This window comes from Acinetobacter sp. TW_SC_4 (genome assembly GCF_054861205.1).
Map to the genome: position 1 here is coordinate 2,161,559 of NZ_CM142174.1, position 25,789 is coordinate 2,187,347.

Here is a 25,789-nt window from a genome sequence, read left to right on the forward strand (position 1 = left end):
TTTCTAATCCGTTACCGAATTATTTTGCAGCAGCCTGAGCAGCAGCAACTTCTTCAGCGAAAGAAAGCTCAGCTTTCTTCTCGATACCTTCACCCACTTCGAAACGAACGAAGTTAGCAACAGTAGTACCAGTCGCTTTAAGAACTTCAGCAACTTTCTTGTCGTTGTCGATTACGTATTGTTGACGCTCAAGAACAACTTCGTTCAGGTATTTCTCAACAGAACCTACAACCATTTTCTCAACAATGTTTGCTGGTTTGCCAGATTCAAGTGCTTTTGCTTCAGCGATTTCTTTTTCTTTCGCGATAAGGTCAGCAGGAACTTGTTCAGCGTTTACAGCAACCGGGTTGAATGCAGCAATGTGCATTGCCAAGCCTTTACCTGTTTCAGCATCACCTGAGTAAGATACAACAACACCGATACGAAGACCGTGTTTGTAAACAGCAAGGTTTTCACCTTCAACAATTTTCGCACGACGTACTTGGATGTTTTCACCGATTTTTTGAACTAGCGCAATACGAGCTTCTTCTACAGTAGCGCCATCTTCAAGTTTAAGTTCAGCGATTTTAGCAGCATCAGTTTCGTTTGCAGCAAGTGCAGCAGCAGCAACTTTCGCAGAGAAACCAGCAAAGTTTTCGTCTTTAGCAACGAAGTCAGTTTGGCAGTTTACTTCTAGAAGGATTGCTTTATTGCCTTCTTGAGCAATTGTGATCGCGCCGTCAGCAGCAATGTTACCAGCTTTTTTAGCTGCTTTTGCTTGACCAGATTTACGAAGGTTGTCGATCGCTAATTCGATGTCACCACCAGCTTCTGTCAAAGCTTTTTTACATTCCATCATTGCTAGACCAGTACGATCACGCAGTTCTTTAACCATGCTTGCTGTAACTGCAGTCATGTTTATCTCCTAAATTCGGTAGAAAATGAATTCTTTTTAGAACAGAAACGGCCCAGAGGATTCTCATGGGCCGCCTGCATACATAACGCTTACTTTGCCACCATCACGTGTCGCAAAAATGACAAGCTAGCGTCTAACGCATTAAGCCTCAGAAGCAGGAGCTTCTTCTGCTTTAGCTTGTGCATTTGCTTGTGATTGAGCATATTCTTTACCAGCAAGAATCGCATCAGCCATAGCAGAAGCATAAAGTGTTACTGCACGGATCGCATCGTCGTTACCCGGAATAACGTAGTCTACGTTGTCTGGGTTAGAGTTAGTATCAACGATACCGATTACAGGAATACCAAGGTTTTTAGCTTCTTTGATTGCAATCGCTTCGTGATCAACATCGATTACGAATAATGCGTCAGGTAAACCACCCATGTTTTTAACGCCGCCTAAAGCACGTTCAAGTTTTTCCATCTCACGGCTACGTTCTAAAGCTTCACGTTTAGTAAGTTTAGCGAAAGTACCGTCTTGAGATTGAGTTTGAAGGTCTTTTAAACGGTTGATAGATTGGCGAAGAGTTTTCCAGTTCGTCAACATACCACCTAACCAACGGTGATCTACGTATGGTTGACCAGCGCGTTGAGCTTGTTCACGGATGATTGCAGAAGCAGCACGTTTAGTACCAACGAACAAAACTTTGTTCTTTTTGCTAGCCAGTTGGTTAGCGAAGTTCAAAGCATCATTTAACGCAGGAACAGTGTGCTCAAGGTTGATGATGTGAATTTTGTTACGCGCGCCAAAGATGTATTGACGCATTTTTGGGTTCCAGAAACGAGTTTGGTGACCAAAGTGCGCACCAGCTTGTAGAAGGTCGCGCATGCTTACGTTGTAATCTGCCATTTTCTTTACCTTAAAGTTTGGGTTAGGCCTCCATATATCCGCATTCTCCACCCTTGCGGGCACCCAGAGTAATGTGACGATATATGTGCGGATTTTTAATACACCATTCAATCAGCCTCGCAAATATATTCACGAAAAAGCATTTGATAAAATGGGCGGCTATTTATACCATAGTCACATACAAATTTCCAAAAGTTTTTAGAGATCATGAACACTACTTATCAAGCTCCCCGTCGTTTAATCAAATCCGCAGAAGATATCGAAAAGATGCGTATCGCTGGACGACTGGCTGCAGAAGTGTTGGATATGATCAAACCGCATATCAAACCCGGCGTAACAACACTGGAATTGGATACGATTTGTCATGACTATATTGTAAATGTGCAGAATGCCATTCCTGCATGTTTAGGTTATGGTGCAGCGCCTGGCCGCCCTGCTTTCCAGCATACAATCTGTACATCTGTAAACCATGTGGTCTGTCACGGGATCCCATCTGAAAACAAGATCCTGAAAAAAGGCGATATTTTAAATATTGATGTCACTGTCATCAAAGATGGTTTCCATGGGGATACCAATATGATGTACATCGTGGGTGGTGAAACTTCAATTTTAGCAAACCGTCTATGTAAAGTCGCTCAAGAAGCTATGTATCGTGGTATGGCGGTAGTGAAACCAGGTGCAACGATTGGTGATATTGGTCATGCGATTCAAAAATATGTTGAATCTGAACGTTTTAGCGTTGTTCGTGAATATTGTGGCCACGGAATCGGCACAACTTTCCATGATGAACCGCAGGTGCTGCACTATGGTCAGCCAGATACCGGTATGGTGCTTGAAGAAGGTATGACTTTTACGATTGAACCAATGGTAAATGCTGGTGTTTGGCAAACCAAACTGCTGGGTGATAAATGGACTGTGGTCACTAAAGACCATAAATTATCAGCTCAATATGAGCACACTCTTTTAGTAACAAAAAATGGCATTGAAGTGCTGACTGCTCGTCCTGAAGAAGATTTGTCACGTTTTAGTGCATAATAACAACACTTCCTCATATAAATGGTCACTTTAAAGTGGCCATTTTTAGTTTATATTTCCCCTATTATTCTCATTCTCAAAGCATATTCTTAGTTCCCGTCTATCTAAACTATCTATCGATGTTCAAGATAAGGTTGCACTGATTCAGCATTTTTTTCGTATATTTTTCCAAATTCTTTTGCCCAATGTGCACCATTTTAGGCTAAGATAATGTGCTTTTTATTTTTTAATCCCTATAAGAAGGAATACTGCCGTGGACGTACGTCTCTCTGATCGTGTGAATGCCATCAAACCGTCCCCTACGCTTGCTGTGACAAACAAGGCTGCTGAACTGAAAGCTGCTGGTCACAACGTTATTGGTTTGGGCGCAGGTGAGCCAGATTTTGATACCCCTCAACACATCAAAGATGCAGCAATTGCAGCAATTAACAACGGTTTCACCAAATACACCGCTGTTGATGGTACGCCAGGTCTTAAAAAAGCAATTATTGCTAAATTAAAACGTGACAATAACCTTGATTATCAAGCGAACCAAATCCTGGTTTCTTGTGGTGGTAAACAGTCTTTCTTTAACTTGGTACTTGCTTTGTTAAACAAAGGTGATGAAGTGATCATCCCTGCTCCATTCTGGGTAAGCTATCCAGACATGGTGATCATTGCTGAAGGCACACCAGTAATCGTGAAATGTGGTGAAGAACAACGTTTCAAAATTACTCCTGAGCAATTAGAAGCTGCGATCACTGACAAAACTCGTCTAGTGGTATTAAACAGTCCTTCTAACCCGACTGGCATGATCTACACTAAAGCTGAATTAGAAGCTTTAGCAGCAGTACTGCGTAAATACCCAGAAGTATTCATCGCATCTGATGACATGTACGAACCAATCCGTTGGGAAGATGAATTCTACAACATCGCAACTGTTGCGCCTGACCTTTACGACCGCACTATCGTATTAAACGGTGTGTCTAAAGCCTATGCAATGACAGGCTGGCGTATCGGCTATGCAGCAGGTCCTGCTAAACTGATCGGTGCGATGAAAAAAATCCAGTCTCAATCAACTTCTAACCCAACTTCTATTTCACAAGTTGCTGCAGAAGCTGCATTGAATGGTCCTCAAGACGTTCTTGTACCAATGGTTGAAGCGTTCAAACGTCGTCATGACCTAGTTGTGAATGGCTTGAATGACATTAAAGGTATTTCTTGTCTACCTGCTGATGGTGCATTCTATGCATACGCAAACATCAAACCATTGATTCGTGCGAAAGGTCTGAACTCTTGCACAGAATTCTCTGCTTGGTTATTAGAAGAAACTGGCGTTGCAGTCGTTCCTGGCGATGCATTCGGTCTAGGTGGTTTCATGCGTATCTCTTACGCAACTGCTGACGAAGTATTAGTTGATGCACTTGCACGTATCAAAAAAGCTGCTGATTCTATCGAAGGCGTTGATGAGGCGATTGCTTCGATCGAAGCTGAAAAAGCTGCGAAATAATCTAATTGATTAGATAAAAAAACCCGCGATCATCGCGGGTTTTTTTATGCAGTTTGTAGATGCTTACGGTATTTAAGTGCCAAACAAAGCAAACACATCAATGCGGCAAAGGTATAGGAAATAGCCAGCATCCACCAGAAACCACTTATTCCCGAAACATCCAGATTGAGATTGAAGAGCGACACTGGATGATAAGCCAAATACCAGCCTCCGCCCAATCCACCTAATAGCAGTACACCACTAAAAATAAACATGGGGAAGATCACCACTTTCCAGCAGCGTAGCATATTGACGCTAATCACCAGAATCGCATCAAAAATATGCATCCAGCATAATAAGAACATCAATGCCAGACTCACCGTAAGCACATCCGTATGATCACTAAATAGCGCCACAATCGGTTTCTGAAAAATTGCGATCAAGACCGCCAGAACAACTGCGCTTGCAACCACCACACGTAACGCTTTAAAAGTTAAAGCCCAGGCAGATTGCACTTGATTTGCACCAATCCTAGTAGAGACCAGAATGCTAAAGGCAGAGCTCATCGAAAATGGCACCATAAACAGCAGGCCAGCCAAACCCCTCGCTACTTGATGCGCATTCACCATTATCTCCCCCAAAGGCAAGATCAATAATGCAATCGCACTAATTGTAAAGACATCAATAAATACGACAATTGCTGAGGGTAAGCCGATTCTTAAAATTTTTAGCAAAGTCTTAAAATGGAAAATTGTCCCGACCAGTGCACACGCAACTGCTTTTCCAGAAATATCAGGTAATAGACCACTAATAGTGCCCATTGAACAGTCAGATGAGCAATAAAAGCTCCCTCAACCCCATAGGCGGGCACATAACCCTGAATCCCAAAAATCAGGCAATAAGCCAAACTCACTTTGAATATCAGATAAAAAATATTGGCATAGAATACACGCTTCGCCTGACCACAGGCTTGCGTTAAAATATATAAAATACGCACTAACAAATGTGCTGGAAGCGTCCAAGCCAGTAACCATAAACAAGGTTGAATCAAAGCCTGTAATGCACTATCTGCTTTTAATAAATGCAGCAATGGATCCGCATGAGTCAATAACCATCCTGCAAAGACAGACAGGACACCGACAATAAGGATGCTCTGTTTCAGGATTTTTTGAATATCATCAAAAGCACGTCGCCCATATGCTTCAGCAAGTTCCTGCATCATACCCTGCAAGATCCCCGTCCCCGAAACAAATAATAAAGAATAAATAGATAAACACACAGCCATAGCAGCCACATGTTGCGGTGAGTAATGAGACAGGAAAATCATGTCAAATATTCCGGCCAACATTATGATGCTATTACTCAAAAAAATAGGCACCCAAAGATGCAAAAACTGTTTCATTGCAAAATCACTCTATTCTTAATTTTTTTCTCGGGTTTTATTTTTAAACTGAATTATTTAAAACTGAGATATACAGTGGAAATCACATACAATCCTTGTGCCATAAATCTTTATATTTATTGATTTTTATAAAAAAGTTCAGTCTCTATCTTCAGTTCGCTTATAGAAAATAATAATTTTTTAAGCTCAGAAATTATGAGTTTTTCATTCTAATGTTTAACAATTTAATAAAAAGAAAGAATGATCACAACATGAAAAGTAGAACGCTATTTGAAATACGAACCTGCTAATCACTATTTTCATCAGATAAAATCACCAGACTTGCTCTTCCTTTATCTGATTATATTTATTTCAGGAATCAGGTTGCTGAAACATGGCAATGACCTCAGCTTCTGTCATTTTTTTGGTTTGATTGTTAAATGAATAAAATGCTGGCTGATGATCTATATAAATTTCTAAATTGAAATCCAGATCCTCTGGCAGTTGCTCCAAAGTAAATACATTAATATTGGCAAAGGAATGATCTTTGGTCCGCCAGAAAATAAAAGTATCACAGGCATTGCAAAAACCACGCTCTGCCCATTCAGAAGTACTTGCAACAGATAAATGCTGCTGATCAATAAAGTGAATATTTTCTATATCAATCGACATGAGAGGCCCACTTGTGTGGCGGCACATGGAACAATGACAGGCGGCCACTTCATAACTTCTAAGCTGAACTTCAAATCGAGTCACACCGCATAAACATCTCGCTTTCATGATTATTCTTCCTCGGTATTATTATTTTACCGGATTCATTATAAGTAAAAGGCTTTGTACATTTCCTCATACAATTTTTTATTGCTGATCGAAGCACCATCTGCCTAAACTTGTCATTCAAATCCAGTATTTAAAATAATAAGGACAAGCTATGAATCTCAAGAATCTTTCAGGTTTGCAGATTATGCAAGAGATGCTTAAGGGCGACCTACCTATGCCTTCTATGGCAACCACTATTCCCATGTCTGCAAGCGAAGTCGAACCGGGACACGTGACCTTTGTTGTAAAAGCTGATGAACGCCATCTGAATCCTATGGGAGGTATACATGGCGGTTTTGCTGCAACTGTTTTAGATACGGTAACAGGCTGCGCGATTCATACTTTACTTGAAGCCGGTGTCGGTTATGGCACAATTGATCTGAATGTAAAAATGTGCCGTCCAATTCCTCACAACCAAGAACTAAAAGCAATCGGAAAATCAATTAATCTCAGTAAAAATCTAGGCATTTCTGAGGGTCAAATTCTGGATGACGAAGGCCGTATTTATGCCCATGCCACAGCAACCTGCATGATTTTTCTCAATTCCGACCATTAACGTGTTTAAGGCTTAAAGTACGCCCCATTTCCCTTGCGGTGCTTTTACCAGTTTCGGCTGGGTCAATGCCCGATATTCGAAATAATGCTTAGAAACATTCGCTACACTCAGTACCTGAGTTTCTTTAGCAGAAGCTTGCCACACTTTAGCCTGGTTCGATCCGGTCAGAAGATTGCCAGCAAGCGCATAAATATAAAGATCTTTTTTCTGAGCTTCAGGCATGTTCAGAAAAATCTCAAAACTAAATTGGCGTTCTTTTTCGACCAGCCACTTTTCTGCAAACCATAGTTGCAACAAGTCACCCAGATATAACTGTTTAGTCGCTAAGGGCCATAAACGGATTTCTGCACCAGCCACAGGGGTAAAGTATTGAGCAGAATCTTGAATAATTTCGAGATAATGATCTTGATAAAAAGACAGTTGAGAGAAAATTTGAGGGATAGTGAGCGTATTCATTCGCTTTCTCCGGTTTAGCCATTTTTGTGCTGGCAAGTAGGTTTAAATCCACACTGTTTGACCATTTGGTCAAACGACTTTATGTTTTCAATCTAGCAAGTGAAATTTGTTCTGACAAGCATTTTTTAAGAAATTAATGCAATCGTTTAAATTAAAATCAGATAAGTGCAATTTGTAATAAATATGACAGTTTTTGCTTGACCCTTGATAAAATCTCTCTATAATCGCATTCAGATTCTCCCATAGCTCAGTCGGTAGAGCGACGGACTGTTAATCCGCAGGTCCCTGGTTCGAGCCCAGGTGGGAGAGCCAAATTCAGGAAAGCTCGCAGCATTAAAGCGGGCTTTTTTATTGCCTGAAATTTCATTTATAAAATGATTCGATTCTTCTTTTCTCTTATATATTCTTACTCTGCCCTTTTATTTACCTAGTTAGATTGGCCTATATTTTTATTTAATCAAATGTGTTTATACATACTTATTTTTAGTTAATAACAACGTTTACTATCTTGCATGATGCTAATTTCTCCACTCTTACTGTAAGAAACATCAGATTAAATTTTATATCGCTTAGGCTATTTTAAATTCTTTTAATAAATAAGTTAGCTACAGATTCTTTATAGTTATAAAAAAATCCCCCGATTTGGAGGATCTTCTTTGATGTCTTAATAAAGTAGCTTCTTAAGCTGCTTTTGTTGGCACACCACTATGGAAACGGAACATTTCATCTGGACTGAGAATCAGATTCTTTTCTACTTCCCGGATATGCTCAATTCGGCTTTGAATATCTTCTTGCGGATTTTTCAGTTTTGCAGTTTTAGCCACATCCAAAGCTAAGGCCAAGTAGTCCTCAAAATGGCGAGATTCAGATTTGAGCAAGTAACGGTAATAGCGTCCTAACTCGTCATCCACCAGCGGAGCAAGCGCATAGAAACGCTCACAAGAGCGTGCTTCTACAAAAGCACCAATCACCAGCACATCAATTAATGCTTCTGGTTCATAGGTCCGGATTTCCTTACGCAAACCACTCGCATAACGCCCTGCACTGAGACCAATCCATTGCTGGCCACGCTTATTCATGAATTCCAGCACCTGTTCATAGTGCAGCATTTCTTCACGTACCAGTTGCGCCAGTTTCACCTGCAAATCTACAAAGAAGCTATAGCGGAACATCAGGTTCATTGCTGTACTGGCTGCTTTCTTCTCACAGTTAGCATGATCCTGCATCAGGATCTCCAGATTCTGTAATGCCTCATCGAGCCAGGCTTTTGGTGTTTCACAACCCAGGAAGCCAATGACAGGCTTCATCAGTTCATCATAATCAATATTTGACATATGTTTCTTGCAATCTTAACGCGCAGCTTTAATTACAGCCTTCATTTGTTGAACCGCTTGCGCTAGACCAACAAAAACTGCATCTGCAATAATCGAGTGACCAATATTTAATTCATGAATTTGAGGAATTGCAGCAATTGGAGTGACATTATCCAGGTTCAGACCGTGACCTGCATTGACCACCAGACCTTTAGAAGCCGCATACTCTGCCCCTTTGATAATGCGCTCCAATTCAACCTGCTGTGCTTCAGGTGTTGCTGCATCGGCATAAGCACCTGTATGAAGCTCAATTGTAGGTGCACCACAAGCCACTGCTGCATCAATCTGGGCAAAGTCAGCATCAATAAATAGCGACACATCACAACCAATCGCAGTCAGTTCCTGAGTAGCCTTCTTTAAATCTTCAAAATGACCAATTACATCCAAACCACCTTCAGTCGTCACTTCCTGACGTTTTTCCGGTACAAAGCAGACATGCTGCGGCTGGATTTCTTTAGCAATCGTCACCATTTCATCAGTTACGGCCATTTCCAGATTCATATGCGTGGTCAATACCGGACGCATACGACGTACATCTTCGTCCTGAATATGTCGGCGGTCTTCGCGCAAATGCAGGGTAATTCCCTCTGCACCGGCTTGCTCACAGATCAATGCAGCATTGACTGGGTCTGGGTAGGTCGTACCACGTGCTTGTCTTAAAGTTGCGACATGGTCAATATTGACACCAAGTAATGCAGCCATAATATTTTCCTAACTACGATTGAGATTGAGAATTTTGGATCCACAATTGTCGACTTTTCAGTGGTCGGTCACCAAGCAAAGCAGTGATCACCTGTCGATATAGCTTCGTCAGTAATTGTAACTGTTCTGGATTAAAATCCCTACCATTTTCATAGTGCTGCATTGTTAAAATCTGCTGGCCCGACATGGTTGAGCGCAAGGCCTTGGCCGAAGGCATAAAACCTTCATTCAACTGAAAATAGTAATGTTGCAAGGGATTGATTGGTGCCTGATTTGCATCGACCGAAAAATCCAGTTCATAGCCCAGTTCTTCTAATAAGATATGTTCAAACTGACGCAGAACCTGTTTTAAATAAGTATTGGGATTTTCCTGATCGGAGAGTTTTTGTAAGGCATTCAACGTTTCGCCATATTTGGCAAAGGTCAGCGGCATTTGCACTTCAAGCGGACATAAACGCAACAGGATTTCATTTAGATAAAAGCCAGAAAAGAAGGCATCGCCAAAAAAAAAGATCGGCTGATTAACAATTTCTAATTTGGTGAAGTTTTTGAGTTCAGATTTGCCAGAGGCTAGCAAGCTGATGGGTTGATATTGTGGTGGAGGATTTTGTCTCAGTATTCCGTCAATACGGCCATATTCCTGGGTAAATAAATGCACAATATGACTGCGATCGCGATATTTACGATGATGAATCAAGTATCCATGCAGCACTTCATTACGCATAGGCTGCTTCTTTAGTCTTTATTCTTTTTTGATTTTTTCTCATCTTCTTCGTCATCCCCATCGGGAATGGCGGCACCCACAACAGCCGCGGTCCCTTTGACCGCGTACTTTGTGGTTTTATAGGCAACTTTGGCAGGAACGGTCACTACTTTATGAATACAGCCCTGCAAAAATAAAACACATGCAATGACTGCCAGAAATTTCATCATGATCCATTCCTATCCAATTTAAATGTCGCTATAACCTAGACTTTTCAGGGCTCGCTCATCATCAGACCAGCCGCCTTTGACTTTCACCCAAAGCGTTAGCATGATTTTCTGTTCGAACATCTTTTCCATATCGACACGTGCATCCATACCGATTTTTTTCAGCTTGGAGCCTTTTTCACCAATCACAATGGCTTTTTGGCCAGCACGATCAACGAAAATGGTGGCATCAATATAAGTACATGCCGGCTTCATATGACCTGTTTTTTCGTTCAGGGTCGGCTCTTCAGTTTTGAAAGACTCGATCTGAACAGTTAAATCGTATGGTAGCTCTTCGCCTAACTGACGCATGATCTTTTCACGAATAATTTCAGAGGCCAGGAAACGCTCTGAACGATCGGTAAGCTGATCCAGTGAATACAACGGTGGCTGGAATGGCAGGTACTTGGCAATCGTATCGCGTAAGTGTTCGAGATTTGCACCACGAAGTGCAGATACCGGTACGATTTCAGCAAAGTTCATCAGTTTGGCACGTTCACGAATCAGCGGTAAGGCCTCATTCTTGTTCTCAAACGTGTCCAGCTTGTTAATCACCAGAATTACTGGCATATCCGCATTTTTTAATTTCTCCAGAACAAGCTCGTCGTTCTGGGTCCATTTCTGTGCGTCAACTACAAACAGTACCAGGTTCACGTCACGCAGTGCAGAGTGCGCAGCTCGGTTCATCATTTTATTGATGGCACGCACTTCTTTCTTATGCATCCCCGGTGTATCAACAAATACTGCCTGAGATTTTTCACGTGAATCAATCCCTACGATTTTATGACGTGTGGTTTGTGGCTTACGTGAAGTAATCGAAAGTTTCTGGCCCAGTAAGTGGTTCATCAAGGTCGATTTACCTACGTTTGGACGTCCCACAATCGCCACGAAACCGCTACGATAATCAGAAGGAATTTCAGTACCCTGTGCACTAAAAAATTGACTAATCAAGTCATTGCTGTCGCTTTGCGACTCGTGATCAGCATCAATGTGATCGGAATGAGTAGTCATTAAGACTTATGCTCCAAATGTTTTAAAATATCTGCCGCAACCGCCTGTTCAGCGAATCGTCGGCTTGAACCTTCACCGGCCATGACCGGTAAACCTTCTACCTGACATTCCACTTTGAAATGCTGGTTCGGGGCATCACCCTGAATATCTACAACCTCGTAAACTGGGAGAGGTTTTTTACGTGCTTGTAAATATTCCTGTAGGCGTGATTTAGGGTCTTTCAGCTGGTCAGTTGGTTCTATATTGTCTAAATACGGTTCGTACCATTTTAGCACAATCGCCTGTAGTACAGTGAGATCACCGCAATCCACATAGATCGCACCAATAATGGCTTCGACCGTATCCGCAAGTATAGACTCACGATGATGACCACCCGATTTCAGCTCACCCGTACTGAGAATCAGGTTATGACTCAATTTTAGATCATTAGCAATTTTCCCTAACGCTTCCTGTCGGACAAGAGTCGCACGCATACGCGTCAGACGGCCCTCGTTTTCCTGCGGGTAAACAGTAAAGAGATAATTGGCTATGATCATCCCTAAAAGAGAATCGCCTAGAAATTCTAGGCGTTCATAGTTGTGTTTATGACTGACTGAACGATGGGTCAATGCCAGTTTTAACAGATCAGTTTGTTTAAACTGATAACCGATCCGTTTGGCAAGACGCTCATCATTTAGTTTTGACTGTGCTTTGATCAAAATCTTTCTCAAACTTCATCACTAAATCGATATTCATTATGAAATTCTTGCGAATTTCATAATTCTTGTGCACCTGTAAACCATCAGTGTTGGTTACCTTGGCAATTTCATCAAATTTCAGATCGCGAATATTGTTCATTTCTAAACGCTGACCCATCTGCTGACGAAATTTTTCTGGCGCAATATTTGCCGGAGAACTCTTTAAAAGTTCCTCAATCTGATTGTCCACCATACGATCATCAAAGTATGGCCCCCAAACTGCAATCGCCACTTTGGCAAGAAAAGCAAACCCCACGATTGCAAATAAAATTCCAATATACGAAGCACCTTGTTGATGTTTCATTTTTTATTTTCCTGACTGAAATAATTAATCGATTATTCCGTTTCGACTAAACGATGGCAGTTTAAAGCCAGGTTCTTTATGCATCCAGATATAGAATGCGCGACCTGTTAAGTTTTCTTCCGGAACAAAGCCCCAGAAACGACTGTCAGCACTTTGATCGCGATTATCCCCCATCGCAAAGTAATGGCCTTCTGGAACTTTCACTTCCCAATATAAACCATTTTCAGCTGAAAACTTACCATTTTCTATATAGTTAAGGAATGGAGCCTGACGAGCTACATTTACTCCTTCCAGTTCACGCATAGTGAAAGTATGTTCGCCAATGGTTTCTTTATGATAAATCGAATTTGGCGTATCCAGGCGATCTTTTTCACGGCTGAATTCTACTGGAACTTTTGCTACTTTCTCACCATTAATGGTTAACTGGCCGTGATCATAAACAATATGATCACCTGGCAAACCAATTACACGTTTGATATAGCTAATCGTTGGTTGTGGCGGATAGCGGAAGACCACGACATCACCACGTTCCGGGCTACCTGTATCCAGAATTTTTGTATTTACAATTGGTAATTTCACACCATAGTCAAATTTATTGACCAGGATAAAATCACCGGTTTCCAGGGTTGGAACCATGGAGTCTGATGGAATATTGAAAGGTTCGTACAGGAAAGAACGCAATACTAAAACGACCGCCAAAACCGGCCAGAAATCATAAGCCCAGGTAATAATGAAGTTTTCATTGCCCTTGCCTTTGGTCTGTCGTTGTTTCAGAACAAACTTATCCAGCAACCAGACCGCGACGAAAAATAAGGTCGCAGGAACAAGAATCAAATTAAAATCAAAATCCATGGGCTTATTATCCTTATAGTATTAGCGTTCGACTTTCAGTACAGCTAAGAACGCTTCTTGTGGAATTTCAACGCTACCCACCTGTTTCATACGTTTCTTACCTTCTTTCTGTTTTGCAAGAAGTTTCTTCTTACGTGATACGTCACCACCATAACATTTTGCCAATACGTTTTTACGCATTGCTTTTACAGTAGAACGGGCAATAATTTGCGCACCAATAGCCGCCTGAATTGCCACATCAAACATCTGACGAGGAATCAGGTCTTTCATTTTTTCAACCAGTGCAATCCCACGGTGACGTGCATCCTGGCGATGGCAAATCATTGCTAAAGCATCGACTTTTTCACCATTGATCAGGACATCCACTTTCACCAGTGATGAACTTTCAAAACGCACAAAGTTGTAATCTAGTGACGCAAAACCACGTGAACAAGATTTCAATTTATCAAAGAAATCCATCACCACTTCGGCCATTGGAATTTCAAAAGTAACGGATACCTGATTCGCCATGAACTTCATGTCTTTCTGTACACCACGGCGCTCAATACATAGGGTCATGACATTACCCAGGTATTCCTGTGGCACGAGGATATGACACTCTGCAATTGGTTCACGCAGGTCTTCAACAGTTGAGCCATCTGGCATTTTTGACGGGCTATCGATGTAAATGGTATTGCCATTTTTCATCACTGCTTCATAAATTACCGTTGGTGCTGAAGAGATCAAATCCAGATCGTATTCACGTTCTAGACGCTCCTGTACGATCTCCATGTGCAGCATACCTAAGAAGCCACAGCGGAAACCGAAGCCTAGAGCATCAGAACTTTCTGGTTCGAAGAACAGCGCAGAGTCATTGATTTGCAGTTTATGCAATGCTTCACGGAAAGGTTCAAAATCACTGGAATCGATTGGGAACAGGCCCGCATAGACCTGTGGTTTTACTTTTTTGAAACCAGGTAATGTTGGAACTTCTGGAGTAGTTGCCAGTGTAATGGTATCACCCACTGGTGCACCAAAAATGTCTTTAATACCGGCAATTACGAAACCAACTTCACCCGCTTCAAGAATATCGGTTTCAGTATGCTTCGGATTGAAAATACCGACTGAAGTGATGATATGTGTCTGACCCGTCGATTTCACCAGCATCTTGTCGCCTTTGCGAACACGCCCCTGTTTAACACGAACTAGAGATACCACGCCCAAGTAGTTATCGAACCATGAGTCAATAATCAACGCTTGCAGCGGTGCATCACGTTCACCTGTTGGTGCAGGAATGACATTCACCAGCGTTTCAAGTACACCTTCAATACCTAGGCCAGTTTTTGCTGAACAGGTCGGTGCTTCAGTCGCTTCAATCCCGATAATATCTTCAATTTCCTGAATTACACGTTCGGGTTCAGCCTGTGGCAAGTCAATCTTGTTCAGTACTGGTAAAACTTCCAGACCCTGCTCAATCGCGGTATAGCAGTTTGCTACAGACTGCGCTTCTACCCCTTGCGCTGCATCCACAACGAGAAGTGCACCTTCACAGGCCGCTAAAGAACGTGAAACTTCATAAGAGAAATCCACGTGTCCCGGGGTATCAATGAAGTTCAACTGATACTCCTGACCATTTGGATGGGTATAGTACAAGGTGACCGAAGCCGCTTTGATGGTAATCCCACGTTCGCGTTCAAGTTCCATAGAATCAAGAACTTGAGCCTGCATTTCACGATCCTGCAAACCACCACAAGTTTGAATAAAACGGTCTGCCAGAGTCGATTTACCGTGGTCAATATGCGCAATAATCGAGAAGTTACGAATGTTTTTAATATCAACAGATTTTTTAGCTTGCGCCATGGGCTACCTTGAGAAAAAAACGCGCCATGCAATTTAAAAAGTCATTGCATAACAAAAGCCGAATAGAAATTGCCGAGGATTATAGCAGAATGGAGATACAGAAAAAGAATTATCTTTCTTCTCTCTTAGCTGTCTTAAGCACATGACCAGTTTCTTCTTATTTTTCTTTTCCTCAGCTTTTTTCTTAGAAACAGCTTGTTAAATGGGCTGCTTCCTATTTAGTAGCTGCCTTCTATTCAATCTCGATATCATCACCTTATTAGATTGATTCTTCTCTTATTGCCTTTGCTTCTTCACTCAAATATAAAGTAGAAAAATCATAAGGGTTAATACTGTCTGAGAGGGGCTGATAAGCTTGGGTAAAACTTGGCGACATACGCTTCGGGCGACCCGACGCAATTTCGATACAAGCCCACTGCGTGCTACCAGTAAATAGGACATTCTGATCCTGTGGACGATAAAAAGCATACTGTCTGAATGAATATAAGGCATTCAGATCACTTAACCAGGTTCGTAGAATCAGCTCATCCCCTTCAAATGCCGCCTTGCGATACTGGACATGATGTTCAACTGCAACCATGGCATGTTTAAGTTGCAGATACTCATTTAAGCCGAGTCCTGATTGCTCGATATGGGCCGAGGCCACATCCTGCATCCACTGCACATAAACTACGTTATTCACATGTCCTAAACGGTCGATATGTTCAGGTTGTACCTTTAAAACTTGGTCAAAAATACCAGTCACTTTTCTCTTATCCTTTATCGCAATTTTTCCATGTACAGAGTCTACAGAAATTATGCCTCGGGTAAATTGCGAAAAATAAAAAACCGCCTATACAAGCGGTCTTTTATTGAAGATTCATTTATTTTATGAAATGCGCATCCCGACAATGGCACGTTGCCCCTGACGAATCAGACCGACACGGGCAACACTACCTTTTTTTAGATCTGCCACCGCTTCCACAAACTGGTTACTGTTCAATATCGCTTTACCATTGATTTGAGTCACAACATCATTTGGCATGATCCGTGCCTGAGCTGCGATCCCGTCTCTACGAACGTCCTGAATGACTACACCACCATTAATCTCTAAACGCTCTTTTTCAGCCGGACTTAATTCACGAATAGTAACGCCTAATACCGGACCTTTATTTGGCTGAGCCTGGTTGCCTGCTTTGGCTGGCGTTTCATCTGGCGCAGTTGTTAAGGTTGCATTGATATTACGACGTTTATCATCACGTAATACTTCCAGCTGAATCTGCTGTTTAGGCGCAGAACGGTTCAAATAGTTCAGCAACTGGCTAGTGCGTGAAATATCAGTACCGTTGTATTTTAAAATCACGTCACCGGCTTGCAGACCCGCTTTAGCTGCTGGCGAGTTTGGTGCCACCTGGGTAATTAAAGAACCTTCTGGCTTAGATAATTTGTAAGATTCAGCCAAAGTACGGTCGATATCTTGCAGGCTTACACCCAAATAAGAACGGGTCACCTTGCCATCGCGTTTCAGCTGGTCAGCGACTTCCATAGCGACATCAATGGGAATCGAAAATGACAGCCCCATATAACCACCAGTACCACTGAAGATTCGTGAGTTCACCCCAACCACTTCACCGCGCTGGTTAAATAGCGGTCCACCCGAGTTTCCCGGGTTGAGGGCAACGTCAGTTTGAATAAATGGTACGGCTGTTTCGCCCATCATGTTACGCATCTTGGCACTGACAATGCCGGCAGAAGCGGAGTAGTCAAAACCAAAAGGTGAACCGATTGCTAATACGGGTTCACCTACACGTAATTTATCGACATCACCAGTACGCAGTTCCGGGAAACCTGAACCATTAACTTTCAATAAAGCGACGTCAGTACGCTCGTCGCTTCCCACGACTGTCGCATCAATTTCCCGACGATCATTCAAGGTAATTGTCACTTTAGACGCATCTTCAACTACGTGGTGGTTGGTCAGCAGATAGCCATCCTTACTAATGAAGAAGGCACTCCCATATCCGGTTTTTTCCTGCGGTACGCGTGGCTGTGGAATAATCACCTGATTACCAAAGAAACGGCGTAAAATTTCAGGAACCTGTTGTTGCAAGAGCTCTTCTTCGCTCATTTTTTTGACAACACTCACACTGACAACTGCCGGACTGACCTGATCAACCAGGTTAGAAAAATCGACGGGTGTTACTGCCTGTAACTGAGCAGCACTCATAGTAACAGTCGCTGCAAATAATCCTTTTTTTAAATCCAGAATTTTCATATAAATTATTCACCCAAATTGTTGATAAATTTATGTAAATAGGTTTTATCACAAACTTCATATATTTTAAGTAACAATATGTTCGAAAGCTTGAATGTTAGCAACCTTTAATTTTTCTAAAGCATTAAGTTAAAGCTTTTATTAATTTTTTTCATCAATAAATGAGCACTTAAACGCTTGCCTTTTGTACAAAAAAGCGCTCTGATTACCGGACTTTTTTCAATTAGCTGATGGACATGTCTAATTTTCCCCTTACCCATCATTTTGACGTGATCATTGTGGGCAGTGGTGGTGCCGGCCTAAGTCTAGCACTTTCTTTGCCTGAACATTTTAATATTGCAGTTCTTGCCAAATCTACCCTGACCGATGCCAGTACCTATTATGCTCAAGGCGGTGTTGCAGCAGTACTGGATGAGACAGACTCGATTGAACAGCATATTGATGACACCATGATTGCAGGTGTACATCTGTGTGAAATGGATGCGGTGAAGCAGACGGTTGAAGGTGGTAAGCCTTCGGTGGATTTTCTGCTGAAACACGGCGTCCAATTTACTCTGGATGAGCAGGAACAATTACATTTGACCCGTGAAGGCGGCCATTCACAGCGCCGAATCATTCATGCGGCTGATGCTACTGGGCGTGCCATTTCTACCACGTTGGTACAGCGTGCTCAGGAAAAAGAAAATATTACCATCTTTGAAAATTACATTGCGATCGACCTGATCTGTTCACAAAAACTGGGCCTAGATGGTGAAAATCGCGCCTTAGGTTTATATGCACTCAATGAAGCAAGTGCACAAGTCCATACTTTCTTAGCACCATTTACTGCCCTGGCTTGTGGCGGTGCGATGAAAGCCTATCTTTATACTTCCAATCCGGATATCGCGACTGGTGATGGGATTGCGATGGCCTATCGTGCCGGTTGCCGGGTTGCCAATATGGAATTCAACCAGTTCCATCCGACCTGTTTATATCACCCACAAGCCCGTTCATTCCTGATCACAGAAGCCATGCGTGGTGAAGGTGCATATTTACGCCTACCTGATGGTGAGCGTTTTATGCTGCGTTTTGATGAGCGTGCAGAGCTGGCACCACGTGATATTGTGGCACGCGCGATTGACTATGAGATTAAACGTCTGGGCATTCGTCATGTCTGGCTAGATATTACCCATAAAGATGAAAGCTTCATCAAAGCACACTTCCCAACCTTATATGCACGTCTGTTAGAACTTGGCATCGACATCACCAAGGAAATGATTCCTGTGGTTCCTGCTGCGCATTATACCTGTGGTGGTGTGGTCGTAGATGAAAACAGTCAGACCGATATTGCTGGACTCTATGCGATTGGTGAAACTTCTTATACTGGCTTACACGGCGCTAACCGTATGGCCAGTAACTCACTTTTAGAATGTTTTGTATATGGCATGAGTGCTGCCAAACATATTCAGGAAAATTTCAAGGCAGATCAAGCTATCCCTGAGGTACCAGAATGGGATGATTCTCAGGTGACCAATCCTGATGAAGATGTGGTTATTCTGCAAAACTGGGACGAGCTGCGCCAGACCATGTGGAACTATGTGGGTATCGTCCGCACGACTAAACGTCTGGAACGTGCCCTGCACCGGATTGAGATGTTAAAGAAAGAAATTACCGAATACTATCAGGATTATCAGGTGAGCAAAAACTTGATCGAGCTGCGTAATCTGGTATTGGTTTCTGAGATGATTGTGCGTTGTGCCATGCAACGTAAAGAATCTCGTGGCCTGCATTTCACCCTGGATTATCCAGAATTGCTGCCTGAACTACGTAAAACTGTACTGATTCCACCAAGTTTTGAAGTAGAAACTCCTTTGGTGAATGCTTAAAGATATAGGCAGATAATATTTTTAAATGTTATCTGCCTTTTCTTTGGCTCTGATTTTTTAAGTTTTTAGAATAGACCTCTTGCGAAAGTAAAAAAACGTTTATACTCGTCCCATGAAATATGAAAATTTGACTAAATTTAATGATGGGGAATTTAAACGGCTTGTTGGAGTCCCTCGCCCATTATTCTTAAAAATGGTATCAGTGTTACAACACGCTGAGCTTGCCAAGAAAAAATCTGGAAGACCTCATTCGTTGTGTTTAGAGGATCAATTGTTGTTAACTTTAAATTACTTACGCTGTTATAGAACCCAAATTGAGTTATCCGCCGACTATAACCTAGCTGAAAGTAATGTGAATCGTACGATTCAGAAAGTTGAAAATGCTCTGATTCAATCACGGATTTTCGCATTGCCGAAAAGGAATCAAAAGTTTAATGAGGAGGATGATGTAATCGTTGATGTTACTGAGTCACAGATTGAGCGTCCCAAAAAAACAAAGAAAATTCTATAGCGGTAAAAAGAAGAAACATACCTTTAAAACACAGGTGATTTTTAATCCAAAGTTAAATCAGATCGTGAGTATCCAGGTAAGAAGTGGAAGGGTTCATGATCTAAGCATTGCCCGTAAATATGCTAAAGAATTTGCTAATTTTACATGTGTCATGGCAGATTTAGCATATAAAGGCTTTAAAGAAATTAAGAGTAAGCTACTCATACCAATAAAGAAACCTAAAAATATGAAATTATCCAAAGAAGCCAAGCGGATCAATAAGGAGATAAGTCGTCGTAGGATTCCAATTGAGCATATTAATTCAAAACTCAAAGCATTTCGTATTCTAGGGGAGCGTTATAGAAATAGGCGTAAACGATTTGGTTTAAGAATGAATTTAATAGCGGGAATGGTGAATTGGATGCTCATAAATTAACTTTCGCAAGAGATCTAATAATCAGGATTTAAATAAAGCCTATGATTTGTAAGAATTAATCAGCATTTTAAGGAATGCACGTGTTCTTTACGTGGTGGAACCGAATAGGTCGCTGTCACATGGGCAACCGGCTCTTCCTGATCAATCGAATAAATCCAGACTTCTCCCACAATGAGCGCCTTCCCCACTTTCATCAATTTACTTTCCCCTCGCAGATCAACACCACCCGAAGGTTTACGCAGAAAATTGATATTTAAGTTCGTAGTCACTGCCAGGCCAACCAGTCCAATCTCACCGAGGATCGCAATATATAAAGCCAGATCAGCTAAGGTCATCATGGTGGGGCCAGACACTGTGCCGCCGGGACGTAATTCCTGCTCACTCACTCGATACAGTAAGGTTGCACCCTGAGGCACTACAGCTTCGATCTGGCACTTTTCCAGGCTCTGTGGAAATTCCTGCTGTAAAAACTGGATGATTTCTTCTCTTGTACTTTTAATCATGTTTTATCTTCCTGATTTCTTCCAATATAGAAGATTCTTCCTTGAAATAACTAGAGAAAAGTATGCCAAAAATGTCTTTAGAATAAAATTATTTTAAATAAGACAGCGCCTGTTCAAACACCTGATCCGGTGTTTGAGTTGCATCCAGACATTTAATCCGTTCTGGATGACGCTGGCATAGTGTTGCATATCCAGCGCGAACTTTCTCAAAGAACGTAACTTTCTCTTGCTCAAACCGATCCAGAGCACCTCGGGCACGGGCACGATTCATACCCAGTTCAATCGGTGCATCCAGCCAAAACGTAATATCCGGCATACGTTCCACAAAATTTTGATTCAACAGATTCAGCTTGTCTTCACTGAGTCCACGCCCTGCACATTGATAGGCAAAGCTGGCATCACTGAAGCGATCACATAAGACAATTTTTCCAGCATTTAAAGCGGGTAGAATCACTTGTGCCAGATGCTGGGCACGTGCTGCATACATCAGCAATAACTCTGTATCATGGCACATCGCTTCTTCGTGGTTTACGGCCAACAATAGCGAACGAATCTGTTCTGCCATCGGTGTACCGCCCGGCTCGCGGGTCAGCACGACCTCTTTACCTTGAGCAATAAAATCATCATAGATACGACGAATGAGTGTGGTTTTCCCTACACCTTCAGTGCCTTCAAAGCTGATAAACATGCTCATTCCTTATTTTTTGAACGTAAAACAGAGAGATATTCTTGCACTGCTCTATTGTGGTCTTGCAGACTGCTGCTGAATTTATGCCCACCATTACCCGTTGCAACAAAATAAAGATTTTGTGAATTGTCCGGATGCATCGCTGCTTCAATGGCTTTTTTGCTTGGCAAAGCAATCGGTGTTGGTGGTAAGCCAGCCATGGTATAGGTGTTATAAGGTGTTGGAGTGCGTAGATCCTGGCGGGTGATATTACCTTTGTAATTCTCACCCATACCATAAATCACGGTTGGATCTGTCTGTAGACGCATGCCTATTTTCAAACGGCGCACAAATACACCAGATACCTGTTGTAACTCGCTATCCAGACTGGTTTCTTTTTCAATGATCGATGCCATGATTAGCGCTTCGTATTTATTCTGATATGGCAGATCTGAAGCACGTTTTTCCCAAGCCTGATCCAGAGACTTCATCTGGCGCTGATAAAGATCGGTCAGAATCTTGCGATCCGTTTCACCTTTGGCAAAGAAATAGGTATCTGGAGCAAATAGACCTTCAGGATGATTAAATGGAATATTGAGTTCTTTGAGCAATTGATCGGTTGGCAAATTCACCACTTCTTTAGTCACCAGATCATCTTTCTTTAAGGCATCAATCAGCTGTTTAAAGGTCGTGCCCTCAATCACCAGAATCCGGTTCATCTGAGCATTTTCTGCATTGGAAATCATGTCCAGTACTGCACGGATGCTCATACCTTGAGGAATTTCATAGACACCCGCCTTCATGGTGTCATGAATCATGATGCGCTGATACAGCTTTAAAATAATCGGAAAGCTGACATGATTTTCTTTGGCCAGCCGATCAATAAATCCAGAATAGGTTTCACCATTACTAATTGCCAGTAACTGTTTTTGACCTTCTACAGGATAATCTTTCCATAGGCTGGCTTTCAGGATCAGCCCTAGAACCAGGAGTATCCCGATTAGAAATAGAGCTATCCCCTTCATGAAACCAGGGCGTTTGGCATTATTTTTCTTTTTGGTTTTAGACTTGGAAGCTGACATATTAATAAGGCATCTGATTCAATCGAAGACGGTTAAAAAGTTCAATACAAGCATCTATATTTAAAGCACGCTGCTCAAATTGAGTGGCAATTTTCATCGGACTGAGCGCATTGCAGAAAAACAAGCTGTCGATATGGGGAATTTCATCCATTTCCACATCATGCTGCTGACAGATAATGCCCTGATCCTGCATACGTTGCAAAATTTCTGCACGCATTACACCGAAGACGCCATTATAACGAAGTTCTGGTGTAATCCATGTATTGTTTATACGAATGAAGCAATTACTGCTCACCCCTTCAACAATTGTACCCTGCACATCAGTTACCAATGCTTCCGGCCAGCCATGCTGATCCGCTTCCTGTTTAAGCAAAACCTGTTCCAGACGATTTAAGGTTTTCAGCCCCACCAGATTCGGCATACTGAGACCAATGGCCTGTTGCAATACACCCGTCTGAATCTGTTCATAACTGAAGTCCTGTACAGTTTTCGGATAATAAAACACCCAAAGATCTGCCGGATGGTCTGGCAGGCTATAACCACGCTGTCCTATACCACGACTCAGTACAATCTTTAAGGTTCCGTTCAGTTCAGCTTCTGATTTCAATAACGCTTGCAAACTTTTTTCAATCAGGTCCAGATCAGCATGCAAACTTAATTTTTGCTGGCTCATCCTTAAACGGGCTAGATGACGGTCTGCTAACTCGATCTGGTTTCGACGTATGCGGGCGGTAGTAAAGCAGCCATCACCATAATGAAAGGCACGATCCAGCACATCTATATCTTTGACAGGTTGAGCATTTTTTAAATACAGCATGCTTTTAAGGCCTCTCTGGTGACGGATAGAGCGATGAAATATAAGCTCTGTCTATATATCTGTTTTACTCACATAAAATTCATTTTTAATTATTTTTTATGCAAAAAATCTCCAGCTATTCTTGCCCCATTCAACAAAACAAAGAAACATTTGAGGCAAATATGAACATCCGTAAATTAAAAATTGGGGTATTGGCAGCACTTATTTCAGCAACCGCTTTTAGCGTATCTGCAAAAGACTTCCTGAACGTGTCTTATGACCCAACTCGCGAATTGTACGATAACTTTAATAAAGAATTCAGTGCTTACTGGAAAAAATCTACTGGCCAAGATGTGAACTTTAAACAGTCACATGGCGGTTCAGGCAAACAGGCACGTGCTGTCATTGATGGTCTAGATGCGGACGTCGTGACTTTGGCTCTAGCTGCAGATATTGATGAGATTGCAGCACGCGGCCTGCTACCTAAAGACTGGCAGAAAAAATTCCCACAAAACTCGACACCTTATACCTCAACCATCGTTTTCCTGGTGAAAAAAGGTAATCCTAAAGGCATTAAAGACTGGGGGGATCTGGTGAAACCGGGCGTAGAAATCATTACACCAAACCCGAAAACCTCTGGTGGTGCACGCTGGAACTATTTAGCAGCGTGGGCTTGGGCGAAACATCAGCCTGGTGGTAATGATACTAAAGCTCAAGACTTTGTTCGCCAGATTTATAAACAGACCAAAGTACTCGACTCTGGTGCACGTGGTGCGACTACTACATTCGCTGAGCGTGGTATCGGTGATGTATTGCTGGCTTGGGAGAATGAGGCGCATTTAGCGATTCGTGAACAGCCTGGCAAGTTCGAAATTATTACCCCTTCCTTATCGATTTTGGCTGAACCACCAGTGGCAATCGTTGAAAAGAATGCCAAAAAAGATGGTAATGAAAATCTGGCGAAAGCGTATCTGAACTACCTGTACTCACCTGCGGGTCAAACGGTTGCTGCAAAGAATTTCTACCGCCCACGTAATGCGGCAGTATTAAAACAATACAGTAATGTCTTTAAATCGCTGAAGCTGGTGACCATTGATAAAGAGTTTGGCGGTTGGGACAAAGTACAGAAAAAACACTTTGCCAATGGCGGTATCTTTGACCAGATCGTAAAGGCAAATAGCACAAAATCGTAATAATAAATGTCTATGCAATGGCCTTATTGAATAAGGCCATTGTTGTTTCAAATACTTATAAAATCTTTTATCTTATATTTTCATATAAAATTCATTTTTAATTATTTTTTATGCATAAAGATTAGGTTTATTCTTCACTCATGTTACAAAACGTGTAAGAGTGTGAGGTTCACATGAGCATTTCAACAAAACTAAAACTAGGGGTTCTGGCTGCTGTTATTTCAGCAACTTCGTTTTCTGCTGCAGCGCGCGACTTTCTGAATGTCTCTTATGATCCGACGCGTGAACTCTATGAAGACGTCAATAAAGAATTTGGTAAATACTGGAAAAGCCGTACTGGCCAAAGCATTAACTTCAAACAGTCACATGGTGGTTCAGGTAAACAGGCGCGTGCCGTGATTGATGGTCTGGATGCCGATGTCGTAACGTTGGCATTAGCCGCTGACATTGATGTACTGGTCGAAAAAGCCAAACTGTTACCTGCAGACTGGCAGAAAAAATTACCACAAAACTCAACACCATATACTTCTACCATCGTATTCCTGGTACGTAAAGGCAATCCAAAGGGCATCAAGGATTGGGGTGATCTGGTAAAACCGGGTGTAGAGATTATCACACCAAATCCTAAAACCTCAGGCGGTGCACGCTGGAACTATTTAGCAGCTTGGGTATATGCAAAACACTTACCGGGCGGTAACGACAAAACTGCACAAGAATTTGTTCGTAAAATCTATAAACAAACCAAAGTACTTGATTCAGGTGCGCGTGGTTCAACCACCACTTTTGCTGAACGTGGCATCGGTGACGTATTACTGGCTTGGGAAAATGAAGCACATTTAGCCCTTCGTGAACAACCGGGCAAGTTTGAAATTGTGACTCCTTCCCTGTCAATTCTAGCTGAGCCACCCGTGGCAATTGTTGAAAAGAATGCCAATAAAAAAGGTAACAAATACCTGGCCCAGGGTTATTTAAACTTCCTGTACTCACCACTGGGTCAGGAAATCTCAGCACGTAACTTCTATCGCCCACGTAATGAAAAAGTGCTGATGAAATATAGCCAAGTCTTTAAGCCATTAAAACTGGTGACTATTGATCAGGAGTTTGGTGGCTGGGATAAAGTACAGAAAGCCCACTTTGAAAATGGTGGTGTTTTTGACCAGATCGTTAAAGCTAACAGCGCAAAAAATTAATTTAAGCTGATTTCATACAGGAGCATCG

At 42.0% G+C, this 25,789-nt stretch carries 28 protein-coding genes and 1 tRNA gene; 8 read left to right on the forward strand and 21 right to left on the reverse strand.

All coding sequences use genetic code 11. From position 1 onward, the window contains the following. Positions 1–19: 19 nt before the first annotated feature. Together tsf and rpsB are read right to left on the reverse strand one after the other, a co-directional pair. Positions 20–895 carry a translation elongation factor Ts gene (gene tsf, locus ACWM1W_RS10485; RefSeq protein ID WP_004784491.1) on the reverse strand — a complete coding sequence of 292 codons (876 nt, stop codon included), beginning with the start codon at positions 893–895 and terminating at the stop codon, positions 20–22. Between the two features lie 141 nt (positions 896–1,036). Then, positions 1,037–1,783, reverse strand: coding sequence for a 30S ribosomal protein S2 (rpsB, locus tag ACWM1W_RS10490; RefSeq protein WP_004784492.1), 747 nt, complete (start codon positions 1,781–1,783; stop codon positions 1,037–1,039). A 207-nt stretch (positions 1,784–1,990) separates the two neighbouring features. Here rpsB and map point away from each other — a divergent pair, with 207 nt between their 5' ends. Then, a complete protein-coding gene (map, locus tag ACWM1W_RS10495; RefSeq protein WP_004784494.1) occupies positions 1,991–2,818 on the forward strand; it encodes a type I methionyl aminopeptidase in 828 nt (275 codons plus the stop codon). A 253-nt stretch (positions 2,819–3,071) separates the two neighbouring features. Then, the gene (locus ACWM1W_RS10500) at positions 3,072–4,307 is read left to right on the forward strand and encodes a pyridoxal phosphate-dependent aminotransferase (protein ID WP_312309435.1); all 1,236 of its coding nucleotides are present in this window, start codon (positions 3,072–3,074) and stop codon (positions 4,305–4,307) included. A 44-nt stretch (positions 4,308–4,351) separates the two neighbouring features. On the opposite strand, the gene ACWM1W_RS10505 is transcribed toward ACWM1W_RS10500, so the two are convergent. From ACWM1W_RS10505 to ACWM1W_RS10515, 3 genes are all read right to left on the reverse strand, one after another. Then, positions 4,352–5,107, reverse strand: coding sequence for an MATE family efflux transporter (locus ACWM1W_RS10505; protein WP_375726155.1), 756 nt, complete (start codon positions 5,105–5,107; stop codon positions 4,352–4,354). Further along, complete coding sequence (locus ACWM1W_RS10510; RefSeq protein ID WP_375726154.1) at positions 5,014–5,613, reverse strand: MATE family efflux transporter; 600 nt, start codon at positions 5,611–5,613, stop codon at positions 5,014–5,016. The genes ACWM1W_RS10505 and ACWM1W_RS10510 overlap by 94 nt, the downstream gene beginning before the upstream one ends. 426 nt (positions 5,614–6,039) lie before the next feature. Beyond that, positions 6,040–6,447, reverse strand: a complete 408-nt coding sequence (locus ACWM1W_RS10515) for a GFA family protein (protein WP_175967872.1) — start codon at positions 6,445–6,447, stop codon at positions 6,040–6,042. A gap of 151 nt (positions 6,448–6,598) precedes the next feature. Between ACWM1W_RS10515 and ACWM1W_RS10520 the strand changes: the two genes are divergently transcribed. After that, entirely contained in the window at positions 6,599–7,042 is a 444-nt protein-coding gene (locus ACWM1W_RS10520; RefSeq protein WP_034706607.1) for a PaaI family thioesterase, read from the forward strand. A 12-nt stretch (positions 7,043–7,054) separates the two neighbouring features. On the opposite strand, the gene ACWM1W_RS10525 is transcribed toward ACWM1W_RS10520, so the two are convergent. Further along, on the reverse strand, positions 7,055–7,498 hold the full coding sequence (locus tag ACWM1W_RS10525; RefSeq protein WP_375726153.1) for a hypothetical protein: 444 nt from the start codon (positions 7,496–7,498) through the stop codon (positions 7,055–7,057). 236 nt (positions 7,499–7,734) lie between these two features. Between ACWM1W_RS10525 and ACWM1W_RS10530 the strand changes: the two genes are divergently transcribed. After that, positions 7,735–7,810: transfer RNA gene (locus ACWM1W_RS10530), tRNA-Asn, on the forward strand. Between the two features lie 368 nt (positions 7,811–8,178). Here ACWM1W_RS10530 and ACWM1W_RS10535 read toward each other — a convergent pair. From ACWM1W_RS10535 to ACWM1W_RS10585, 11 genes are all read right to left on the reverse strand, one after another. Then, the gene (locus ACWM1W_RS10535; protein ID WP_175967875.1) at positions 8,179–8,832 is read right to left on the reverse strand and encodes a MiaE family protein; all 654 of its coding nucleotides are present in this window, start codon (positions 8,830–8,832) and stop codon (positions 8,179–8,181) included. A 15-nt stretch (positions 8,833–8,847) separates the two neighbouring features. Then, positions 8,848–9,573 (reverse strand): pyridoxine 5'-phosphate synthase, encoded by a 726-nt coding sequence (gene pdxJ, locus ACWM1W_RS10540; RefSeq protein ID WP_375726152.1) that lies wholly within the window; start codon positions 9,571–9,573, stop codon positions 8,848–8,850. A gap of 13 nt (positions 9,574–9,586) precedes the next feature. Further along, positions 9,587–10,297 carry a DNA repair protein RecO gene (recO, locus tag ACWM1W_RS10545; protein ID WP_175967879.1) on the reverse strand — a complete coding sequence of 237 codons (711 nt, stop codon included), beginning with the start codon at positions 10,295–10,297 and terminating at the stop codon, positions 9,587–9,589. Between the two features lie 11 nt (positions 10,298–10,308). Beyond that, complete coding sequence (locus ACWM1W_RS10550) at positions 10,309–10,506, reverse strand: NF038104 family lipoprotein (protein ID WP_034171227.1); 198 nt, start codon at positions 10,504–10,506, stop codon at positions 10,309–10,311. 18 nt (positions 10,507–10,524) lie between these two features. After that, positions 10,525–11,553 carry a GTPase Era gene (gene era / locus ACWM1W_RS10555; RefSeq protein ID WP_214002037.1) on the reverse strand — a complete coding sequence of 343 codons (1,029 nt, stop codon included), beginning with the start codon at positions 11,551–11,553 and terminating at the stop codon, positions 10,525–10,527. Next, positions 11,553–12,251 (reverse strand): ribonuclease III, encoded by a 699-nt coding sequence (gene rnc, locus ACWM1W_RS10560; protein ID WP_375726151.1) that lies wholly within the window; start codon positions 12,249–12,251, stop codon positions 11,553–11,555. The genes era and rnc overlap by 1 nt, the downstream gene beginning before the upstream one ends. Further along, positions 12,223–12,594: a DUF4845 domain-containing protein gene (locus tag ACWM1W_RS10565; protein ID WP_034171224.1), complete on the reverse strand. Its 372-nt coding sequence runs from the start codon at positions 12,592–12,594 to the stop codon at positions 12,223–12,225. The genes rnc and ACWM1W_RS10565 overlap by 29 nt, the downstream gene beginning before the upstream one ends. Positions 12,595–12,618: 24 nt before the next feature. Further along, positions 12,619–13,446: a signal peptidase I gene (gene lepB, locus ACWM1W_RS10570; RefSeq protein ID WP_004784518.1), complete on the reverse strand. Its 828-nt coding sequence runs from the start codon at positions 13,444–13,446 to the stop codon at positions 12,619–12,621. A gap of 21 nt (positions 13,447–13,467) precedes the next feature. Next, complete coding sequence (lepA, locus tag ACWM1W_RS10575) at positions 13,468–15,285, reverse strand: translation elongation factor 4 (RefSeq protein ID WP_004784519.1); 1,818 nt, start codon at positions 15,283–15,285, stop codon at positions 13,468–13,470. Positions 15,286–15,544: 259 nt separating this feature from the next. Beyond that, positions 15,545–16,030 carry an acyl-CoA thioesterase gene (locus ACWM1W_RS10580; protein ID WP_375726150.1) on the reverse strand — a complete coding sequence of 162 codons (486 nt, stop codon included), beginning with the start codon at positions 16,028–16,030 and terminating at the stop codon, positions 15,545–15,547. A gap of 123 nt (positions 16,031–16,153) precedes the next feature. Beyond that, entirely contained in the window at positions 16,154–17,539 is a 1,386-nt protein-coding gene (locus ACWM1W_RS10585; protein ID WP_375726149.1) for a Do family serine endopeptidase, read from the reverse strand. 236 nt (positions 17,540–17,775) lie between these two features. On the opposite strand from ACWM1W_RS10585, the gene nadB reads away from it, so the two are divergent. Together nadB and ACWM1W_RS10595 are read left to right on the forward strand one after the other, a co-directional pair. Next, a complete protein-coding gene (gene nadB / locus ACWM1W_RS10590; RefSeq protein WP_375726148.1) occupies positions 17,776–19,404 on the forward strand; it encodes an L-aspartate oxidase in 1,629 nt (542 codons plus the stop codon). A gap of 112 nt (positions 19,405–19,516) precedes the next feature. Continuing rightward, a protein-coding gene (locus ACWM1W_RS10595; protein ID WP_155757183.1) for an IS5 family transposase occupies positions 19,517–20,330 on the forward strand; the annotation gives its coding sequence in 2 pieces (ribosomal slippage) (positions 19,517–19,903 and positions 19,905–20,330; 813 coding nt in all). Positions 20,331–20,389: 59 nt separating this feature from the next. On the opposite strand, the gene ACWM1W_RS10600 is transcribed toward ACWM1W_RS10595, so the two are convergent. From ACWM1W_RS10600 to pabC, 4 genes are all read right to left on the reverse strand, one after another. Then, positions 20,390–20,830 (reverse strand): PaaI family thioesterase, encoded by a 441-nt coding sequence (locus ACWM1W_RS10600; RefSeq protein ID WP_171248473.1) that lies wholly within the window; start codon positions 20,828–20,830, stop codon positions 20,390–20,392. Positions 20,831–20,921: 91 nt separating this feature from the next. Continuing rightward, positions 20,922–21,521, reverse strand: a complete 600-nt coding sequence (gene tmk, locus ACWM1W_RS10605; RefSeq protein ID WP_125279347.1) for a dTMP kinase — start codon at positions 21,519–21,521, stop codon at positions 20,922–20,924. A gap of 2 nt (positions 21,522–21,523) precedes the next feature. Next, complete coding sequence (gene mltG, locus ACWM1W_RS10610) at positions 21,524–22,582, reverse strand: endolytic transglycosylase MltG (RefSeq protein ID WP_375726147.1); 1,059 nt, start codon at positions 22,580–22,582, stop codon at positions 21,524–21,526. A gap of 1 nt (position 22,583) precedes the next feature. Continuing rightward, entirely contained in the window at positions 22,584–23,399 is an 816-nt protein-coding gene (pabC, locus tag ACWM1W_RS10615) for an aminodeoxychorismate lyase (protein ID WP_375726146.1), read from the reverse strand. Positions 23,400–23,560: 161 nt separating this feature from the next. Between pabC and ACWM1W_RS10620 the strand changes: the two genes are divergently transcribed. Both ACWM1W_RS10620 and ACWM1W_RS10625 read left to right on the forward strand, forming a co-directional pair. Further along, positions 23,561–24,571, forward strand: a complete 1,011-nt coding sequence (locus tag ACWM1W_RS10620) for a sulfate ABC transporter substrate-binding protein (protein ID WP_312087033.1) — start codon at positions 23,561–23,563, stop codon at positions 24,569–24,571. Between the two features lie 173 nt (positions 24,572–24,744). Further along, the gene (locus ACWM1W_RS10625) at positions 24,745–25,761 is read left to right on the forward strand and encodes a sulfate ABC transporter substrate-binding protein (RefSeq protein WP_375726145.1); all 1,017 of its coding nucleotides are present in this window, start codon (positions 24,745–24,747) and stop codon (positions 25,759–25,761) included. The last annotated feature ends 28 nt before the right edge of the window (positions 25,762–25,789 follow it).

Excerpts from the sequence above, each read along its gene's own strand:
- tsf (WP_004784491.1), bottom strand. The coding sequence starts at position 895 with ATGACTGCAGTTACAGCAAGCATGGTTAAAGAACTGCGTGATCGTACT.
- recO (WP_175967879.1), bottom strand. The coding sequence starts at position 10,297 with ATGCGTAATGAAGTGCTGCATGGATACTTGATTCATCATCGTAAATAT.
- ACWM1W_RS10625 (WP_375726145.1), top strand. The coding sequence starts at position 24,745 with ATGAGCATTTCAACAAAACTAAAACTAGGGGTTCTGGCTGCTGTTATT.
- ACWM1W_RS10550 (WP_034171227.1), bottom strand. The coding sequence starts at position 10,506 with ATGATGAAATTTCTGGCAGTCATTGCATGTGTTTTATTTTTGCAGGGC.
- ACWM1W_RS10510 (WP_375726154.1), bottom strand. The coding sequence starts at position 5,613 with ATGATTTTCCTGTCTCATTACTCACCGCAACATGTGGCTGCTATGGCT.
- ACWM1W_RS10505 (WP_375726155.1), bottom strand. The coding sequence starts at position 5,107 with ATGGGCACTATTAGTGGTCTATTACCTGATATTTCTGGAAAAGCAGTT.
- lepA (WP_004784519.1), bottom strand. The coding sequence starts at position 15,285 with ATGGCGCAAGCTAAAAAATCTGTTGATATTAAAAACATTCGTAACTTC.
- mltG (WP_375726147.1), bottom strand. The coding sequence starts at position 22,582 with ATGTCAGCTTCCAAGTCTAAAACCAAAAAGAAAAATAATGCCAAACGC.
- ACWM1W_RS10520 (WP_034706607.1), top strand. The coding sequence starts at position 6,599 with ATGAATCTCAAGAATCTTTCAGGTTTGCAGATTATGCAAGAGATGCTT.
- era (WP_214002037.1), bottom strand. The coding sequence starts at position 11,553 with ATGACTACTCATTCCGATCACATTGATGCTGATCACGAGTCGCAAAGC.
- pdxJ (WP_375726152.1), bottom strand. The coding sequence starts at position 9,573 with ATGGCTGCATTACTTGGTGTCAATATTGACCATGTCGCAACTTTAAGA.
- map (WP_004784494.1), top strand. The coding sequence starts at position 1,991 with ATGAACACTACTTATCAAGCTCCCCGTCGTTTAATCAAATCCGCAGAA.
- ACWM1W_RS10535 (WP_175967875.1), bottom strand. The coding sequence starts at position 8,832 with ATGTCAAATATTGATTATGATGAACTGATGAAGCCTGTCATTGGCTTC.
- ACWM1W_RS10585 (WP_375726149.1), bottom strand. The coding sequence starts at position 17,539 with ATGAAAATTCTGGATTTAAAAAAAGGATTATTTGCAGCGACTGTTACT.
- ACWM1W_RS10525 (WP_375726153.1), bottom strand. The coding sequence starts at position 7,498 with ATGAATACGCTCACTATCCCTCAAATTTTCTCTCAACTGTCTTTTTAT.
- tmk (WP_125279347.1), bottom strand. The coding sequence starts at position 21,521 with ATGTTTATCAGCTTTGAAGGCACTGAAGGTGTAGGGAAAACCACACTC.
- ACWM1W_RS10515 (WP_175967872.1), bottom strand. The coding sequence starts at position 6,447 with ATGAAAGCGAGATGTTTATGCGGTGTGACTCGATTTGAAGTTCAGCTT.
- ACWM1W_RS10620 (WP_312087033.1), top strand. The coding sequence starts at position 23,561 with ATGAACATCCGTAAATTAAAAATTGGGGTATTGGCAGCACTTATTTCA.
- rpsB (WP_004784492.1), bottom strand. The coding sequence starts at position 1,783 with ATGGCAGATTACAACGTAAGCATGCGCGACCTTCTACAAGCTGGTGCG.
- ACWM1W_RS10565 (WP_034171224.1), bottom strand. The coding sequence starts at position 12,594 with ATGAAACATCAACAAGGTGCTTCGTATATTGGAATTTTATTTGCAATC.
- lepB (WP_004784518.1), bottom strand. The coding sequence starts at position 13,446 with ATGGATTTTGATTTTAATTTGATTCTTGTTCCTGCGACCTTATTTTTC.
- pabC (WP_375726146.1), bottom strand. The coding sequence starts at position 23,399 with ATGCTGTATTTAAAAAATGCTCAACCTGTCAAAGATATAGATGTGCTG.
- nadB (WP_375726148.1), top strand. The coding sequence starts at position 17,776 with ATGTCTAATTTTCCCCTTACCCATCATTTTGACGTGATCATTGTGGGC.